The organism is Aromatoleum tolulyticum, from assembly GCF_900156155.1.
GTDB classification, from domain to species: Bacteria; Pseudomonadota; Gammaproteobacteria; order Burkholderiales; family Rhodocyclaceae; genus Aromatoleum; species Aromatoleum tolulyticum.
Map to the genome: position 1 here is coordinate 135,833 of NZ_FTMD01000013.1, position 17,080 is coordinate 152,912.

Below are 17,080 nucleotides of genomic sequence, written 5' to 3' on the forward strand. Positions count from 1 at the left end.
TTGGTTAGGGGTGCCGGCCCGAATTGCGCGGAATTGATCTGGCTCAAGAAATCCCGCGTTGCACAAATGGTTATTCCGCGCGTAGCGCTTCGACCGCATCGAGGCGCGCCGCGCGGATCGCGGGAAGCACGCCGGCGACAAGTCCGATCGTCACTGCGAGCGCTTCCGCGATAACGACGAAATGCCATGGCGTATGGACCGGCAGGGCCGGCACGAGCAGGCCGACGAGTTGGGCTGCGCCCGCGCCGACGACCAGTCCGAGCACGCCGCCGATGGCGGCGAGGGTGACGGCCTCGGCGAGGAAGAGACGCAGGATCGTGGCCCGCCGTGCGCCGATGGCGACGAGCAGCCCGATCTCGTTGGTGCGCTCGGTGACCGCGATCGTCATGATCGTGACGATGCCGACGGCGCCGACCAGCAGCGAGATGCCGCCGAGCGCGCCGACCGCGGCGGTGAGGATGTCGAGGATGTTCGACAGGCGCGCGAGCATGTCTTCCTGCGTCGTCAGCGTGACGTCGTCCTGGCCGTGGCGGGCGACGAGCACCTTGCGGATGTCCGCCGCGACCAGCGACGCCGGCACCGCTTCCTCGTAGGTGACGTTGATCTCCATCAGGCCTTCGCGGTTGTAGAGCGACAGCGCGCGCGAGGTCGGGATGTAGGCGGTGTCGTCGAGGTCGACGCCGAGGAACTGGCCCTTTTCCTCCATCACGCCGATCACGCGGTAGCGTTCGCCGCCGATGCGCAGGCGTTCGCCCAGCGCGTTGGCGCTGCCGAAGAGTTCGTTCTTGAGCTTGGCGCCGAGCACGACGAAGGCGCGTGCGCCGGTCGGATCGTCGGGCGGCAGGAAGCGGCCGATGCGCACCTGCATCGCGAAGATGCGCTGCATCTCGGGGCCGACGCCATACACGCTGGTACGGCGCACACGGCCGCCGCCCTCGACGTCGGAGTTGCCCCACACGATGGGCGTTACGCCGGTGATGTGGGGCAGGCGTTCGAGCGCCAGCGCGTCGTCGAGGGTGAGCTGGCGCGCGGTGCTCGGAAGCCCCGGCGGGCCGCCGCGCGTGCCTTGGCGGCCCGGCGTGATCTCGATGATGTTGGTGCCGAACTGCGTGAACTCGTTGAGCACGAAGCGGTGCAGGCCCTCGCCAATGGACGTCAGCAGGATCACCGCGGCAATGCCGACGCCAATGCCCAGCAACGTAAGGAAGCTGCGCAGGCGGTGGGCGAGCAGCGAGCGCAGCGCGAGCTGGATGAAGTCGCGCAGGTTCATCGCCGGGACAAGGCCTGCACGGGGTCGAGGCGGGCGGCGCGCCGGGCGGGCATCACGCCGAACAGGATGCCGGTGGTGAGCGCCGTGCCGATGCCGGCGAACACGGCCCAGTCGGGCGGCCAGGCGGGCAGCACCGGGAAGGCGAGGCGCAGGCCCCATGCGCCGAGGTGGCCGAGCGCGTAGCCGGTGATCGCGCCGGCGAGCGACAGCAGAGCGGCCTCGGTGAGGAAGGCGAGGCGGATGTTGCGGCCGGTGGCCCCGAGCGCCTTGAGCAGTCCGATCTCGGCGGTGCGCTGCGTGACCGCGACGAGCATCACGTTCATCACCAGGATGCCGGCGACGGCGAGGCTGATCGCGGCGATCCCCGCGACGGCCATCGTCAGTGCGCCGAGGATGCGGTCGAAGGTGCCGAGCACCGCGTCCTGCGTGATCAGCGTGACGTCGAGCTCGCCTTCGCGGCGCAGGCGCATGATGTCCTCGAGTTGCTGCTTCGCCGGGCCGATCGCTTCGCGGCTGCGCGCCTCGACGATGATGCGGAAGAGGTTGTTGGTGTTGAACATCGCCTGCGCGGTGGCGACCGGCATGAACACCAGCTCGTCGGTGTTCATGCCCAGCCCCTGGCCGGTCTTGCCGAGCACGCCGATCACGCGCAGGCGCCGGTCGCCGACGCGAACCATGCGACCGACGGCCGGTTCGCTGCCGAAGAGCTCTTCGCGCAGCTTCGTGCCGAGCACCGCGACCGCCGAGGCGCGGCCGAGGTCCTCGCGGGGCAGGAAGCTGCCTTCGGCCATGCGGAAGGCGCGGATGTCGACGTAGTCGCCGTTGGTGCCCACGACCATCGCCTCGCGCAGCCGTCCGCCGTAGGCGATCTCGGAATTGCCGACCGACAGCGGCGCCATGCGGGTGACCAGAGGGGCGCGCAGCAGCGCTTCGGCGTCGCGCACGGTGAGATCGCGCGGCGTGCTGGTGATGAGGTTGCCGAGCCCGAAGCCGCCCGTGGCGGTGCGTCCGGGGAGCACGATCACGAGATTGCTGCCGAGGGCGGAGAATTCATTCACGACGTAGCGCCGCGCGCCGTCGCCGAGCGCGGTCAGGATAACCACCGCAGCCACACCGATCGACATCGCCAGCACCATCAGCGCGGTGCGCAGCGGGTAACCGGTGGCGGCGCGGGTCGCGAAGCGGAGCGTGTCGGCGGGCGTCATGTCATGCCGGTGCGGGCTCGCGGACGTCCTGCAGCAGGCGGCCGTCTTCCATCATCAGCCGCCGGCGGGCGCGTCCGCCCATGACCGGGTCGTGGGTGACGACGATCAGCGTGACGCCCGAAGCGTTGAGCTCTTCGAGCAGGTGCGTGACGTCCTGTCCGGTCGTGCGGTCGAGGTTGCCGGTCGGTTCGTCGGCGAGGATCACCGCCGGGCGCATGATCGTCGCTCGCGCGATCGCGACGCGCTGGCGCTGGCCGCCCGACAGTTCCTCCGGGCGGTGGCTTGCGCGCGGCTCCAGGCCGAAGTCCTTTAGCGCCTGCGCCACCCGCGTATGGCGTTCGGCCGGCGGGATGCCGGCGAGCATCAGCGGCAGCGCGATGTTCTCGGCGGCCGTCAGGCGCGGCACCAGATGGAAGCTCTGGAACACGAAGCCGATGCGGGTACGGCGCACCTCGGCCTGTTCGTCCGGCGAGAGCGTCGTGACGTCGCGCCCCTCGAGACGGTAGGTGCCGGCGTTGGGGCGGTCGAGCAGACCCAGCAGGTTCAGCAGGGTCGACTTGCCCGAGCCCGACGGGCCCATCACGGCGACGTACTCGCCGCACTCGATCGACACGCTCAGTTCGTGCAGCGCATGGACCTCGCTGTCGCCGAGCTTGAAGATGCGCTCGATGCCCGAGAGTTCGATCTGCGCCATCGCCGCCCTCAGCGCGAGGCCCCGGTTCCGTCTTCCGGCCGCACGCGGGCGCCGGCCTTCACCCCTTCGCGTTCGAGCGAGGCGGCGATGCGGTCGCCTTCGGCGAGGCCTTCGAGCACCTCGGTGAATTCCCAGTTCGCGACGCCGGCCTTGATCACGCGCTCCTCCAGCCTGCCGTCATCGGCGCGGTAGAGCAGCACGCGATTGCCTTCGCGCAAAGTCGAAGTCGGCACGCGCAGCGTGTTCTCGCGCACCGCCAGCACGATCTCGGCGTCGGCGCTGTAGCCGACGAGCAGGCCCTTGGCTTCCTCGGGATTGACGAAGTCGATATCGACCTCGACCGTGCGCGCCTGCTTCTCGACTGCCGTGATGTAAGGCGCGATGCGCTTCACGCGTGCCTCGAAGACCTTGCCGGGCAGGGCGTCGAGCGTCACGCGCGTCCGCTGGTCGGGATGGATCTTGGGGGCGTCGATCTCGTCCATCGGCGCCTTCACGTACAGACAGCTATCGTCGATGAGGTCGATCGCGGGCGGTGTCGGCACGCCCGGCGGCGACGGCGTGGAGTATTCGCCGAGTTCGCCGGTGATCTTCGCGACGGTGCCGGCGAAGGGCGCGATCAGCACCGTGCGCTGGCGGTCGGTCGAGGTCGCGGTGATCTGCGCCTCGGCCGTGCGCGTGTCGGCGCGCGTGGTGTCACACGCGGCGCGCCTTGCGCGCGCCTCGGTGCGTGCCTGCTCGACGCGCGAGGCGGAGACGAACTTGCGCTGGAACAGCTCGTCCTGGCGAGCCGCCTCCCGCTCGGCGTTGTCGGCCTGCGCACAGGCTTCCTGCACGCGCTTGCGCGCCGTCTCGAGCTGCGCGCGATTCACCGTCAGGCGCGCTTCCTGATCCTCGCTCCACAGCCGCAACAGCACCTGGCCCGCCTGCACGTGGTCGCCTTCCTTGACGCCGAGGTAGTCGATGCGCCCGCCGATGATCGTCGACAGCTTCGTGCGCTGGCAGGCCTCGATCTCCCCTGCACGCGTGTTCGACAGCGTCGCCTCGACCGTGCCGCGTGCGACCTCGACGAGGCGCACCGGGATGGGCTTCGGGCGGGTGAACCACCAGATCCCTGCGGCAATCAGGGCGAGGACGACGAAGGCGATCAGGCTGCGTCGGACGAAGGGTTTCATGAGGCTCCTGCGCGGTTTCCAAACGGCATGTCGGGACCGATGATCCGCCCTTCGTCCGGTGCGCGCAACCGCGCGAGGAGCCTCGGTTACTCAGCCCTTGGCCTTGGCCCACGAGTCCTTCAGCGTCACGGTGCGGTTGAATACCGGCGCGCCGGCTTGCGAATCGACGCGGTCGGCGACGAAGTAGCCGTGGCGTTCGAACTGGAAGCGCTCCTCGGGCGCCGCGTTGCGCAGGGCCGGTTCCAGCACCGCGCGAAGGGTGCGCTTGGAGTCGTAGTTGAGGTCGTCGAGGAAGCTGCGTTCGAAATCCTCGGGGTCGCCCTCGCGGCGGTTGCCGGGGTAGGGATGGGCGAAAAGGCGGTCGTAGAGGCGCACTTCGGCCTCGTAACCATGTGCGACCGACACCCAGTGCAGGTTGCCCTTCACCTTGACGCTGTCGGCGCCGGGTGTGCCCGACTTGGTGTCCGGCAGGTACTCGCACAGCACCGCGGTGACCTTGCCGTCGGCGTCCTTCTCGCAACCCGTGCATTTCACGACGTAGCCATAGCGCAGGCGCGCCATGTTGCCCGGATAGAGGCGGTGGAAGCCCTTCACCGGGGTTTCCATGAAGTCCTCGCGCTCGATCCACAGTTCCTGCGCGAACGGCATCTCGCGCTTGCCCAGTTCGGGCTTGAGCGGATGGTTCGGCGCCTCGCACAGCTCGCTCTGATCTTGCGGGTAGTTCGTGATCACGAGTTTCAGCGGGTCGAGCACCGCGACGCGGCGTTCGGCGGCCTCGTTGAGGTCCTCGCGCATGCATTCCTCGAGCACGCTGAAGTCGATCCAGGTGTCCGACTTGGTGACGCCGATGCGTTCGGCGAAGAGGCGGAAGCCCCCCGCGGTGAAGCCGCGGCGGCGCGCGCCCACCAGGGTCGGCAGGCGCGGATCGTCCCAGCCCGACACATGATCTTCTTCGACGAGCTGGATCAGCTTGCGCTTCGATAGCACCACGTACGTTAGGTTGAGGCGCGCGAACTCGATCTGTTGCGGCAGCGGGCGCGGGAAGAAGCCGCCCGTTGCGAGCGCATCCAGCAGCCAGTCGTAGAAGGGCCGCTGGTCCTCGAATTCCAGCGTGCAGATCGAATGCGTGATGCCCTCGATGGCGTCCTCGATCGGATGCGCGAAGGTGTACATCGGGTAGATGCACCAGTTGTCGCCCGCGCGGTGGTGGTGCGCCTTGCGGATGCGGTAGATCGCCGGGTCGCGCAGGTTGATGTTGGGCGAAGCCATGTCGATCTTCGCGCGCAGCACGTGCTCGCCGTCGGCGAATTCACCGGCGCGCATGCGGCGGAAGAGTTCGAGGTTTTCCTCGACGCTGCGGCTGCGGTACGGGCTCTCGCGCCCGGCTTCGGTCAGGGTGCCGCGGTAGGCGCGCATCTCCTCGGCGGACAGCGACTCCACGTAGGCCTTGCCCGCGACGATCAGGTACTCGGCGCACGCGTACATCCTGTCGAAGTAGTCGGACGCGAAGTACAGGTGCTTGCCCCAGTCGAAACCAAGCCAGCTCACCGCCTCGACGATCGAGTCGACGTATTCCTGCTCCTCCTTCTCCGGGTTCGTGTCGTCGAAGCGCAGGTGGCACACCCCGGCGTAGCTCTGCGCCAGGCCGAAGTTCAGGCAGATCGACTTGGCGTGACCATAGTGCAGGTAGCCGTTCGGTTCGGGCGGGAAGCGGGTCTCGACCCGTCCGCCCCATTTGCCGCTCCGGATGTCCTCGTCGATGATGTTGCGGATGAAATTGCTCGCGGGCGCGGCGGCGGCACCGGATTTCGGAGTGTCGGACACGGGGAAAAGCCTCGATTCAAAGGGCGAAAATTGCGTAAGTCGGCGATTTTAGCGCGTCGGCGCCCGGAATGAGTCTCCGGCACCGGCTGGGGCATCGGGTGCGGGCCTTGCTGGGCTAGAATTCCATCCGATTGCCATTCACTGGACGACCCATGCATTTCAGCCGAATCGGCCGGCGCCGCGAGCGCCCGATGCCCGGAAGCGCCCTCGATTGCACGGGGGGCGGGCGATGAGCGCACCGCTGGCGACCCTGCCCGCATTCGTGGCGATCGGTATCGGCGCCGCTCTCGGCGCGTGGCTGCGCTGGGGATTGGGGCTGCTGCTCAATCCGTTCTTCCTCGTGATCCCGCTCGGCACGCTCTCCGCGAACCTGCTCGGCGGCCTGCTGATGGGCGCTGCGCTGGCGTGGATCCATGCGGTGCCGGAGATGTCGCCGACCCTGCGCCTGCTGCTGACGACCGGCTTTCTCGGCGGCCTCACGACCTTCTCGACCTTCTCCGCGGAAGGTTTGCACCTTGTGCAGCGCGGCGAATGGGCGTGGCTCGCCCTGCATACGCTGCTGCATGTCGCCGGTTCCCTGCTGATGGCCTGGGCGGGCTACGCGGCGTTCAACGCCTGGCGCGGCTGATCGCGCTCCGCTGTGTTCATTCCCGGCCGGCCAGCCAGTCGGCCGCGCCCAGCCCGGCTGCGCGGCCGGTCGCGAAGCATGCCGTGAGCAGGTAGCCGCCTGTCGGCGCCTCCCAGTCGAGCATCTCGCCGCAGCAGAACACGCCGGGAAGCGCGGGCAGCATCAGCCTGTCGTCGAGCGCCTCGAACAGCACTCCGCCCGCGCTGCTGATCGCCTCGCCGAGCGGGCGTGGTGCGGCAATGCTGATCGGCAAGGCCTTGATCGCGGCGGCGAGGCGTTCCGGTACCGCGAAGTCTTGCTTCGCGAGGCATTCGCGCAGCAGGCCCGCCTTCACGCCCTCGATGCCCGCCTTGCTCTGCAGGTGGCTTGCCATCGAACGCGATCCGCGCGGGCGCGCGAGTTCCTCCGCAAGGCGCTCGAGACTGCGCCCGGGCGCGAGATCGAGGTACAGCGTCGCCGAACCCGCGGCCTCGATCGTGTCGCGCAGCGGCGCCGACAGCGCGTAGATCAGCCCGCCCTCGATGCCGGTCGCGGAGATCATGCACTCGCCCGCACGTTCGTGCGTCTGCCCGCGCGCATCGGTGACGCGCGCCGCAAGCGATTTCACCGGCGCGCCGACGAAGCGGTCGAGGAAATGCCCGCTCCAGCCGGGCGCCGCGTTGCCGGCCTGCTGGCCGACGTCGAAGCCGCAGTTCGCCGGGCGCAGCGGGGCGAGCTCCACGCCGCGCTGCGCCAGCCAAGGCATCCAGGCGCCGTCCGAGCCGAGCTTGGCCCAGCTGCCGCCGCCCAGCGCGAGGATCACCGCGTCGGCTGCGATGCGGCACTCGCCTTCGGGCGTCGCGAAGCGCAGGCCGCGTGTCGGGTCCTCGGTTCCGCCTTCCCAGCCCAGCCAGCGATGGCGCACGTGCAGGCGGACCCCGGCCTGCCGCAGGCGGTGCAGCCACGCCCGCAGCAGCGGCGCCGCCTTCATCGCGGTCGGGAACACGCGCCCCGAGCTGCCGACGAAGGTGTCGATGCCGAGTTTTCGCGCCCATGCGCGCAACTCGCCCGCACCGAAGCGCTCGAGCAGCGGCGCGAGCTCCGACTGCCGCTCGCGGTAGCGCGTGACGAAGGTCTCGGGCGGCTCCGAATGGGTGAGGTTCAGTCCGCCGATGCCCGCGAGCAGGAACTTGCGCCCCGGCGACGGCATCGCGTCATACACGTCTGCGGCGAAGCCGCGCTCCGCAAGCATCTCCGCCGCCATCAGCCCGGCCGGTCCGGCACCGATCACCGCGACCCGCCGTTCGTTCGCGCCTGTCATCGTGCGATCTCCTGCCACGCGGCAAGCTTCTTCTCGTACGACCAGGACGCGTTCGCCGGGCTCGTCGACGGCAGCCGCAGCCACGCGATGCGCTCGTCGAGTCCCGGCACGACGTGCCGCCGGAACAGCGTCGCCGCCGCCGTGCCGTTGAGGAACACCCGTGCGATCCCCGGGTGTGCCGCGAAGAAGGTGGCGAAATCATTCACTTCCATCGACTCCGGTTCGATGTCCGCGTCCAGGCTACCCTTGCGCCGGCATGCGCCGAGCACGTCCCACAGCGCATAGCCGCGTTCGGTGAAGAGCCGCGCACGTTCCGCGTAAGGCAGTGCCCCGTCGAGGCCCAGCACGGCGCACACGATGGGCCAGAAGCCGTTGCGCGGATGCGCGTAGTACTGCCCCGCCGCGAGCGAGGCCGCGCCCGGCATGCTGCCCAGGATCAGGGTGTGAGCATGCGGAAGCGCGATCGGGGAGAAACCTTCGAGTCGGGACATCGGATGGCGGTTTGTACGCGGCGGGAAACGGGACGCACGGTACCCAGCTGCGCCTGGTACCGCAAGACGCGCATGTCGATGGATAGATTGCCGATGCGGCCGGTCGAATGATTGTCTCATTCGAGGAGATAAGGAGGTTCGCAATGAACACCCACAACTTGCCCAAGATGTTGTACTCGTATTCGGAGGGCTGGCAGGACCTGATCCAGGTGCATCCGACCGTCGCGAAGATATTCACGCTGTACGTGATGCCGATGTCGCTGATTCCGCCGGCGATGTTCCTGTACTCGATGTTCGCCACACCGGGCGCGGTATTTCCGGAACTGGTGCCGCAGATCACCGTCGGCGAGGCGCTTGGCGCCGCGGTTGCCTTCTATGTCGCGGAACTGGCGATGGTCGCGCTGATGGCTTCCATCATCCAGCAGATGGGCGATGTCGTCGATGCCACGCCGCCGTACTCCGAGTCCTTCATCCTCGCCGCGGTCGCGCCGACGCCGTTGTGGCTCTCCGCGCTGGCGCTCTTCATCCCTTCCGCGTGGGCGGCAGGGATCGTCGTCGCCCTCGCGTGGGTCGCCTCGGCGGCGCTGATCTATCACGGCGTCTACCCGCTCTTCAAGCTCGACGACCGGAGCAAGTCGCGCCTGATGGGCTCCTTCGTCCTCACGGCGGGCGTCATCGCCTGGGGCGCCCTGCTGGTCGTGCTCGCGCTCGCGATGAGCATGATCGTCGGCCTGCGCTGAGCGCCTGACCCGCGCCCGGTGCGACTCCGGCGCCGGGCGCCCGCGCTGCGGCCGGTGCCCGACGTTCTGGCATAATCGCCGCACTTTTCCCACGGCGCCGCCGGTGCCGGGGAATTCTTCGTTAACCGTTCGCCCGCGTCGCCGGATGCAGGCGCCTTCCGACGACTCGAGATTGACCTCTACCGACCCCCGCCATGCCAGCGCGCGCGGGCGCGATGATTTTTCCGACTGCCTCACCGCCGATCGCCCGCGCCTGCGCCGCCTGGCGCGCGATATCGGTCGCAACCAGGGGGCGAAGCGCGAGCGCCTGCAGGCCGACCTCGACGCGCTGCGCGCCCGTTCCGGCGCGACGCTCGCCGAACGCCAGGCCCGCCTGCCGAAACCCGATTTCCCCGCCGAACTCCCCGTCACGCAGAGGCGCGACGAGATTGCCGCGGCGATCGTCGCCCACCAGGTCGTCATCGTCTGCGGCGAAACCGGCTCGGGCAAGACCACCCAGCTGCCCAAGATCTGCCTCGCGCTCGGTCGCGGCGCCGCCGGCCTCATCGGCCACACCCAGCCGCGCCGCCTCGCCGCGCGCGCGACCGCGACTCGCATCGCGCAGGAACTGAAGAGCGAACTCGGCCAGGCCGTCGGCTACAAAATCCGCTTCACTGACCGCCTCAGCGAAGCGAGCTGCGTCAAGCTGATGACCGACGGCATCCTGCTCGCGGAGACGCAGGGTGACCCCACGCTCGCCGCCTACGACACGCTGATCATCGACGAGGCCCACGAGCGCAGCCTCAACATCGACTTCCTGCTCGGCTACCTCAGGACCCTGCTGCCGCGCCGCCCCGACCTGAAAGTCATCGTCACCTCCGCGACGCTCGACGCCGACCGCTTCGCCCGCCACTTCGCCGCTTCCGACGGCAAGCCCGCGCCGGTCATCGAAGTCTCCGGCCGCCTCTATCCGATCGAGCTGCGCTATCGTCCCGTCGAATCCGACGACGAGCCGGCGCAGGAGTCCCGCCGCCCCGGCGCCGACCGCCGCAAGGATCGCGACCTTTACGACGCGATCGTCGACGCCGTCGACGAGGCGCACCGCAGCGGTCCCGGCGACACCCTGGTGTTCCTGCCCGGCGAGCGCGAGATCCGCGAAGCGACCGAAGCCCTGCGCAAGGCCCATCACGCCGCCGGCACCGAAATCCTGCCCCTTTATGCGCGCCAGTCCGCGCAGGATCAGGCGCGCGTCTTCGCGCCGGGCAAGGGGCGCCGCGTTGTGCTCGCGACCAACGTTGCCGAGACCTCGCTCACCGTGCCCGGCATCCGCTACGTTGTCGATACCGGCCTCGCTCGCGTCAAGCGCTACTCGCACCGCAACAAGGTCGAGCAGCTGCAGGTCGAGAAGATCGCGCAATCGGCCGCCAAGCAGCGGGCGGGGCGCTGCGGCCGCGTCATGGACGGCATCTGCTTCCGCCTCTACGACGAGGACGACCTCGGCAAGCGTCCCGCGCACACCGACCCCGAGATCCTGCGCTCCTCGCTCGCCGGCGTGATCCTGCGCATGAAGTCGTTGCGTCTCGGTGCGGTCGAGGACTTCCCCTTCATCGACGCGCCGCTCCCGCGCATGATCGCCGACGGCTACCAGCTCCTCACCGAGCTCGGTGCGGTCACGGACGACGACGCGCGCGAACTCACGCCGGCCGGCGTCGAACTCGCCAAGCTCCCGCTCGATCCCAAGATCGGCCGCATGATCATCGCCGCGCGCGACCGCGGCTGCCTCGCCGAAGTCCTCGTCATCGCCGCCGCCTTGTCGACCCAGGACCCGCGCGAGCGCAACCCCGAAAGCCCCGGCGCAGCCGACCAGGCGCACGCGAAGTTCCGCGGCGGCGAACAGGACCAGCGCTCCGAATTCCTCTGGTACTGGAATCTCTGGAAAGCCTGGGCCGAGGTGCTGCGCCACGAGACCGGCAGCAAGCAGAAGGCATGGGCGAAGCAGCATCACCTGTCCTATATGCGATTGCGCGAATGGCGCGACGTCCATACGCAGCTGCATACGCTGTGTACCGAGCACGGCTGGAAGGAAAACGACAAGCCCGCGCACTACGAAGCCCTCCACAAGGCACTCCTCGCGGGCCTGCTCGGCCACGTCGGCTGCAAGATCGAGGACGCCAGCGGCCCGCAGGCGGGCAGCTATCTCGGCGCGCGCGGCATCAAGTTCTGGCCCCATCCCGGCTCTGCGCTCGCGAAGAAGGCCGGCAAGTGGATCGTCTGTGCCGAGCTTGTCGACACCTCGCGCCTCTTCGGCCGCTGCCTCGCCAGGATCGAACCGGAATGGCTCGAGGAAGTCGGAGCCCACCTCATCAAACGCCAGATCTTCGAACCGCACTGGTCCAAGGCCGCCGGCGCCGTGCGCGCCTGGGAACGCGGCACGCTCCACGGCCTCGTCCTCTATGCCCGTCGCGGCGTCGGTTATCGCGACACCGATCCGCAGCTGTGCCGCGAGCTCTTCATCCGCGAAGGTCTCGTGCAGGGCGAGATCGCCGAAGGCGCGGCGCGCGGCATGCCCTTCCTGCAGCACAACCGCCGCCTCGTTGCCGAGATCGAGCGCCTCGAGCACAAGTCCCGCCGCCCCGACGTCCTCGTCGACGAAGAGCTGATCCACGCCTTCTACGAGGCCAAGCTGCCGGAAGATATTCTCGATCTCCCGAGTTTCGAGGCCTGGCGCAAGACGGCGGAGAAGGCCGAGCCGAAGCTCCTGCACCTCTCGCGCGACCAGCTCATGCGCCACGAGGCCGAAGGCATCACCACCGACCGTTTTCCGGCCAACTTCGAAGTCCTCGGCCAGAAGCTCAAGCTCACCTATCTGCACCAGCCCGGCGAAGCCGACGACGGCGTCACGCTCACCGTCCCGCTCGCGATGCTCAACCAGATCCCGGCGAACCGCTGCGAGTGGCTCGTGCCCGGCCTGCTGGAAGAGAAGGTCGCCGCACTGCTGCGCACCGTGCCACAGAAGCACCGCCACCGCCTGCAGCCCATCTCCGAAAGCGCCGCGGCCTTCATGGAACACTTCGACGCCGGCGAATGGGACACCGACGAAGCGCTCCTGCGCGCCCTGCAACGCTTCGTCGAGGAGCGCGTGTCGCTCAAGCTGCCGATGGAATCCTTCCGTGCGGAAAACCTCAATCCGCACTGTTTCATGAACTTCCGCGTCATCGACGAGCATGGCCGCGTGCTCGGCCAGTCGCGCAATCTTGCCGAACTGCGTACGCGGCTGCGCGATCAGGTGGCCGAGCGTTTCCGCGGGGCCCGTATCGCGATGCCGGAGGTTCTGGCGCCAAAAGCGGCGGCGTCTTCGACCGCGCCGGCGAGAGGGCATGTGGGGCAGGGCGCTCCGGCCACGCCTGCCGCCGAATCGTCCGTCGCCCAGCTCTCCGGCATCACCGCCTGGACCTTCGGCGAGCTGCCCGAACTCCTCGAAGTCAAGGTCGCCGGCCGCGAAGTCATCGGCTTCCCCGCCCTGTACGACGACGGCGACAGCGTCTCGCTACGCCCCTTCGACACCCCCGAGGAAGCGGCCAAGATCCATCGCAAGGGCCTCGCCCGTCTCTTCGCGCTCACGCTCAAGGATCAGGTCCGCGCGATCGAAAAGCTCCCCGGCCTGCGCGAGCTCGCACTCGCCTTCATCCCCTTCGGCACCGAAGCCGAGCTCAAGGCGCAGCTCGTCGCCGCGACCCTCGCGCGCACCTGCTTGCTCGACCCTCTCCCCGCCGATGCCGCAAGTTTCGAGCGGCGCTGCATCGAAGCCAAGCCGCGCATCACCCTGATCGCGCAGGAGTTCATGCGCCTCGCGGTCGGCCTCATCGCCGAGCATGCCACGCTGCAGAAACGCCTTACCGGCCTCAAGGGCTTCCCCGAAGTCGCCGCCGACACCCAGGCCCAGGTGCGCGAGCTGATGCCCAAGGACTTCCTCGTCGCCTTCCCGTGGGAGCGTCTCGCGCACTTCACGCGCTACCTCAAGGCTGCCGGCGTGCGCCTCGACAAGCTGCGCAACAATCCCGCGCGCGACGCCCAACTCCTCGCCGACTGGCGCGGCCTCGCCCAGCCCTTCGAGCGCGAGCGGCTCGCCAAGCGCAAGGCGGGCGTCGACGACCCCGGCCTCGACGAATTCCGCTGGCTCCTCGAAGAGCTGCGCGTCGGCCTCTTCGCGCAGGAATTGAAGACCCCTATGCCGATGTCGGTGAAGCGCCTGCAGAAGATCTGGGACGCCCGTCCGCGCTGACGCGGCTCTTTGATTTGGTGAGATTTTCCTGTTAATCTAATCGGCTTCCCTTGCTCTACCGGTTCGCATGCCGGGGAGCTGTCATCAACCGCAAGGAGTTTCCATGCGACATTACGAAGTTGTATTCATCGTCCACCCGGACCAGTCGGAACAGGTCCCGGCGATGATCGAGCGCTACAAGTCGCTCGTCACCGCCCGCAACGGCCAGATCCACCGCCTCGAAGACTGGGGCCGCCGCCAGATGGCCTATCCGATCCAGAAGGTGCACAAGGCTCACTACGTCCTCATGAACATCGAGTGCGACGGCGAAGCTCTTGGCGAGCTCGAGCACGCCTTCAAGTTCAACGACGCCGTCCTGCGCCACCTCGTCGTCAAGATGAAGGGGCCTGTGGTCACCCCGTCGCCGATGATGAAGGAAGAAAAGTCCCGCTCGCTGACCGCCGCGCCTGCCGCGGAAGAGGCGAAGCCCGAGGCCGAATCCGTCTGAGGTGACTGACGAGGGGATCAACCAGCTGCACCTCGACGCCCGGATCGCTGAACTCCAGCCCCTGCGTCGAACCCCGGCAGGAGTGCCGATCGCCGCTTGCGGCCTCGCGCACGAATCGAAACAAATGGAAGCGGGCCTGGTCCGCGACGTTTCGGTGGAACTGCAGGCGGTTGCGGTTGGTGATCTGGCCGGCGTACTGGCCAGCGCATCCCCCGGCATGAGGATAAGGGTCGCCGGATTTCTCGCCGCGAAGAGTCTTCGCAGCCGGAGCCCGGTACTGCACCTGAGCAAGATCGAATTTCTGGAAGGAAACGAAAATGGCGTTCAACAAGAAGTTTGCAAAGAAAAAGGATGACCGCGGCAACCGCGGCCTGTTCAAGCGGCGCAAGTTCTGCCGCTTCACTGCGGAGAAGATCGAGGAAGTCGACTACAAGGATGTCGACATCCTGAAGGACTTCGTCACCGAAAACAGCAAGATCATGCCGGCCCGCATCACCGGTACCAAGGCTCACTACCAGCGTCAGCTGTCGACGGCGATCAAGCGCGCGCGCTTCCTCGCCCTGCTGCCTTACACCGATCTGCACAAGTAATCAGGAGAGATCGGACATGCAAATCATTCTGCTCGAAAAAGTTGCCAACCTCGGCACCCTCGGCGACGTCGTCAAGGTCAAGGACGGCTACGCCCGCAACTACCTGATCCCGCAAGGCAAGGCCAAGCGCGCGACCCAGTCCAACATGGCCGAGTTCGAAGCCAAGCGCGCCGAACTCGAGAAGGCCCAGTCCGAGAAGCTCGCCGAAGCCCAGGCTGTCGCCACCAAGCTCGAAGGCCTGATGGTGCAGATCGCCCGCAAGGCCGGCATGGACGGCCGCCTGTTCGGCTCCGTCACCAACATCGACATCGCCGAGGCGCTGGACGCCCAGGGCTTCAAGGTGGAGCGCAGTGCGATCCGCATGCCGGAAGGCCCGATCAAGGCCATCGGCGACGTGCAGATCGACATCGCCCTGCACCACGACGTCGTTGTTCCGGTCACCGTTTCCGTGCTCGGCGAACAGTAATCCGCCCGCGCTGACGTGATTGCAAAAGGGGCTGCCGCGGCAGCCCCTTTACTTTTTCGGTAGCTGCCCTTTTTCGGCAACTGCCGCCGCTTCGGTAGAATTCCGCACTTGCTCCCCAGGAAGACCGTCTCCGATGGCCACACAAAAGCGCCGCTTCTCCGCGAACTCAGGCGATCCCGCGATCTCGGCAATCAAGCTCCCGCCGCACTCGCTTGAAGCCGAGCAATCCCTGATCGGCGGCATCCTGCTCGACAATCAGGCCTGGGAGCGCGTTGCCGACCTTGCCAGCGAAGCCGACTTCTATCGCGACGACCACCGGCGCATCTTCCGCCACATCAGCAAGCTGCTCGATCTGGGCAAGCCGGCCGACGTCGTCACGGTATTCGAGTCGCTCGAGAAGAGCGGCGAATCCGAGCAGGCGGGCGGACTCGCCTATCTCGCGGAAATCGCCAACAGCACGCCGTCGGCGGCCAATATCCGCCGTTACGCCGAAATCGTCCGCGAGCGTGCGATCCTGCGCAAGCTCGTCACCGTCGGCGACGAGATCGCCGCCTCCGCGCTGAGCGCGACCGGTCGTGACGCCAAGACCCTGTTGGACGAAGCCGAAGCCAAGGTCTTCGAGATCGCCGAATCGTCCGCACGTACGACCACCGGTTTCGTGTCGATCCAGCCTATCCTCAAGCAGGTCGTCGACCGCGTTCAGGAGCTCTACGATCGCGACAGTCCGACCGAAGTGACCGGCGTTCCGACCGGCCTCGCCGACCTCGACGACAAGACTTCGGGTCTCCAGCCCTCCGACATGATCATCGTTGCGGGTCGTCCCGCGATGGGCAAGACCACCTTCGCGCTCAATATTGCCGAGCACGTCGCGATCGACTGCAAGCTGCCCGTGGCGATCTTCTCGATGGAAATGCCGGGTACCCAGCTCGCCACCCGTTTCATCTCCTCCGTCGGCCGCATCGACCAAGGCAAGATCCGTACGGGCCGTCTCGGCGACGAGGATTGGCAGCGCCTCACGATGGCGATGGGCAAGCTCTACGACGCGCCCCTCTTCATCGACGAGACGCCCGGGCTCAATCCGATCGATCTGCGCGCCCGCGCACGCCGCCTTTCGCGTCAGTGCGGGAAGCTCGGCCTCATCGTCATCGACTATTTGCAGCTCATGGTCGGCACCAAGGAAAGCGACAACCGTGCCGCCGAGCTGTCAGAGATCTCGCGCTCGATCAAGTCGCTCGCGAAAGAGCTGCATGTGCCGATCGTTGCCCTGTCCCAGCTCAACCGAAGCCTCGAGCAGCGCCCGAACAAACGCCCCGTGATGTCCGATCTGCGCGAATCCGGCGCCATCGAGCAGGACGCGGACATCATCATGTTCATTTACCGTGACGAGGTCTATAACCCCGACTCGCCGGATAAGGGGACGGCCGAGCTGATTATCGGCAAGCACCGTAATGGCCCGACCGGCACCGTGCGAATGACCTTTATCGGTGAATGCACGCGATTCGAGAATTACGCCGGCGGCGCCGGTTTTTATCAGAGCGAATAAGTATTTTAATTTTTCTTTGTCGAAACGCTTGACGGTTTAATTGAGGTCTATATAATTCGCGCCTCTTCAGCGCTGCGGCGGACTTGGCGGCGGCGGTGGGGGCAGGAAAGAGAGGGCGGTGCGGCGGCGAATTAAAAAAGTTTGCTGCGGTGCTTGACGAAAGAAGTTAAGTTTGTCAGAATCTCTTTCTCGCTGCTTCGGCGGCGGTTCTTTAAAAAATTGGACAACCGATAAGTGTGGGTGCTTGGTTGGCGCGACCGAACTGCTTCGGCGGTTTTAATGTTGCAAAGATTGAGTGCTCACAGATGTCAGTAATGATTCTTTGAGTACTTTGTTGGATTGAACTTAAGAGTTTGATCCTGGCTCAGATTGAACGCTGGCGGCATGCTTTACACATGCAAGTCGAACG

The 17,080-nt window shown here is 67.2% G+C and carries 15 protein-coding genes and 1 rRNA gene; 9 read left to right on the forward strand and 7 right to left on the reverse strand.

Features of this window, described 5'->3' with window-relative positions; all coding sequences use genetic code 11:
- Positions 1-70: 70 nt before the first annotated feature.
- From BW991_RS18310 to BW991_RS18330, 5 genes are all read right to left on the reverse strand, one after another.
- Positions 71-1,270: an ABC transporter permease gene (locus tag BW991_RS18310; RefSeq protein WP_076603561.1), complete on the reverse strand. Its 1,200-nt coding sequence runs from the start codon at positions 1,268-1,270 to the stop codon at positions 71-73.
- A complete protein-coding gene (locus BW991_RS18315) occupies positions 1,267-2,475 on the reverse strand; it encodes an ABC transporter permease (RefSeq protein WP_076603562.1) in 1,209 nt (402 codons plus the stop codon). The genes BW991_RS18310 and BW991_RS18315 overlap by 4 nt, the downstream gene beginning before the upstream one ends.
- A gap of 1 nt (position 2,476) precedes the next feature.
- Positions 2,477-3,169, reverse strand: coding sequence for an ABC transporter ATP-binding protein (locus tag BW991_RS18320; RefSeq protein WP_076603563.1), 693 nt, complete (start codon positions 3,167-3,169; stop codon positions 2,477-2,479).
- Between the two features lie 8 nt (positions 3,170-3,177).
- A complete protein-coding gene (locus tag BW991_RS18325) occupies positions 3,178-4,341 on the reverse strand; it encodes an efflux RND transporter periplasmic adaptor subunit (protein WP_076603564.1) in 1,164 nt (387 codons plus the stop codon).
- A gap of 90 nt (positions 4,342-4,431) precedes the next feature.
- Complete coding sequence (locus BW991_RS18330) at positions 4,432-6,165, reverse strand: glutamine--tRNA ligase/YqeY domain fusion protein (RefSeq protein ID WP_076603565.1); 1,734 nt, start codon at positions 6,163-6,165, stop codon at positions 4,432-4,434.
- Between the two features lie 229 nt (positions 6,166-6,394).
- Here BW991_RS18330 and crcB point away from each other — a divergent pair, with 229 nt between their 5' ends.
- Positions 6,395-6,793 carry a fluoride efflux transporter CrcB gene (gene crcB, locus BW991_RS18335; RefSeq protein WP_076603566.1) on the forward strand — a complete coding sequence of 133 codons (399 nt, stop codon included), beginning with the start codon at positions 6,395-6,397 and terminating at the stop codon, positions 6,791-6,793.
- Between the two features lie 16 nt (positions 6,794-6,809).
- Here crcB and BW991_RS18340 read toward each other — a convergent pair whose 3' ends face one another.
- Positions 6,810-8,093: a TIGR03862 family flavoprotein gene (locus BW991_RS18340; protein WP_076603567.1), complete on the reverse strand. Its 1,284-nt coding sequence runs from the start codon at positions 8,091-8,093 to the stop codon at positions 6,810-6,812.
- Complete coding sequence (locus BW991_RS18345; RefSeq protein ID WP_076603568.1) at positions 8,090-8,584, reverse strand: DNA-deoxyinosine glycosylase; 495 nt, start codon at positions 8,582-8,584, stop codon at positions 8,090-8,092. The genes BW991_RS18340 and BW991_RS18345 overlap by 4 nt, the downstream gene beginning before the upstream one ends.
- A 143-nt stretch (positions 8,585-8,727) precedes the next feature.
- Between BW991_RS18345 and BW991_RS18350 the strand changes: the two genes are divergently transcribed.
- The 8 genes from BW991_RS18350 to BW991_RS18385 all read left to right on the forward strand — a co-directional run.
- Positions 8,728-9,324 (forward strand): Yip1 family protein, encoded by a 597-nt coding sequence (locus BW991_RS18350; RefSeq protein ID WP_076603569.1) that lies wholly within the window; start codon positions 8,728-8,730, stop codon positions 9,322-9,324.
- A 172-nt stretch (positions 9,325-9,496) separates the two neighbouring features.
- Entirely contained in the window at positions 9,497-13,585 is a 4,089-nt protein-coding gene (hrpA, locus tag BW991_RS18355) for an ATP-dependent RNA helicase HrpA (protein ID WP_076603582.1), read from the forward strand.
- Between the two features lie 103 nt (positions 13,586-13,688).
- On the forward strand, positions 13,689-14,072 hold the full coding sequence (gene rpsF, locus BW991_RS18360) for a 30S ribosomal protein S6 (protein WP_076603570.1): 384 nt from the start codon (positions 13,689-13,691) through the stop codon (positions 14,070-14,072).
- A gap of 1 nt (position 14,073) precedes the next feature.
- On the forward strand, positions 14,074-14,427 hold the full coding sequence (gene priB, locus BW991_RS18365; RefSeq protein WP_076603571.1) for a primosomal replication protein N: 354 nt from the start codon (positions 14,074-14,076) through the stop codon (positions 14,425-14,427).
- Positions 14,390-14,662, forward strand: a complete 273-nt coding sequence (rpsR, locus tag BW991_RS18370) for a 30S ribosomal protein S18 (RefSeq protein ID WP_018991787.1) — start codon at positions 14,390-14,392, stop codon at positions 14,660-14,662. The genes priB and rpsR overlap by 38 nt, the downstream gene beginning before the upstream one ends.
- A gap of 16 nt (positions 14,663-14,678) precedes the next feature.
- Positions 14,679-15,128, forward strand: coding sequence for a 50S ribosomal protein L9 (gene rplI / locus BW991_RS18375; protein WP_076603572.1), 450 nt, complete (start codon positions 14,679-14,681; stop codon positions 15,126-15,128).
- Between the two features lie 133 nt (positions 15,129-15,261).
- Complete coding sequence (gene dnaB, locus BW991_RS18380) at positions 15,262-16,671, forward strand: replicative DNA helicase (protein ID WP_076603573.1); 1,410 nt, start codon at positions 15,262-15,264, stop codon at positions 16,669-16,671.
- A 341-nt stretch (positions 16,672-17,012) separates the two neighbouring features.
- Positions 17,013-17,080: ribosomal RNA gene (locus BW991_RS18385) — 16S ribosomal RNA — on the forward strand; the annotation flags it as partial.

Bases quoted from the DNA above. Each gene is read 5' to 3' on its own strand.
- BW991_RS18310 (WP_076603561.1), bottom strand. From the start codon at position 1,270: ATGAACCTGCGCGACTTCATCCAGCTCGCGCTGCGCTCGCTGCTCGCC.
- BW991_RS18315 (WP_076603562.1), bottom strand. From the start codon at position 2,475: ATGACGCCCGCCGACACGCTCCGCTTCGCGACCCGCGCCGCCACCGGT.
- BW991_RS18320 (WP_076603563.1), bottom strand. From the start codon at position 3,169: ATGGCGCAGATCGAACTCTCGGGCATCGAGCGCATCTTCAAGCTCGGC.
- BW991_RS18325 (WP_076603564.1), bottom strand. From the start codon at position 4,341: ATGAAACCCTTCGTCCGACGCAGCCTGATCGCCTTCGTCGTCCTCGCC.
- crcB (WP_076603566.1), top strand. From the start codon at position 6,395: ATGAGCGCACCGCTGGCGACCCTGCCCGCATTCGTGGCGATCGGTATC.
- BW991_RS18340 (WP_076603567.1), bottom strand. From the start codon at position 8,093: ATGACAGGCGCGAACGAACGGCGGGTCGCGGTGATCGGTGCCGGACCG.
- BW991_RS18345 (WP_076603568.1), bottom strand. From the start codon at position 8,584: ATGTCCCGACTCGAAGGTTTCTCCCCGATCGCGCTTCCGCATGCTCAC.
- BW991_RS18350 (WP_076603569.1), top strand. From the start codon at position 8,728: ATGAACACCCACAACTTGCCCAAGATGTTGTACTCGTATTCGGAGGGC.
- rpsF (WP_076603570.1), top strand. From the start codon at position 13,689: ATGCGACATTACGAAGTTGTATTCATCGTCCACCCGGACCAGTCGGAA.
- rpsR (WP_018991787.1), top strand. From the start codon at position 14,390: ATGGCGTTCAACAAGAAGTTTGCAAAGAAAAAGGATGACCGCGGCAAC.
- rplI (WP_076603572.1), top strand. From the start codon at position 14,679: ATGCAAATCATTCTGCTCGAAAAAGTTGCCAACCTCGGCACCCTCGGC.
- dnaB (WP_076603573.1), top strand. From the start codon at position 15,262: ATGGCCACACAAAAGCGCCGCTTCTCCGCGAACTCAGGCGATCCCGCG.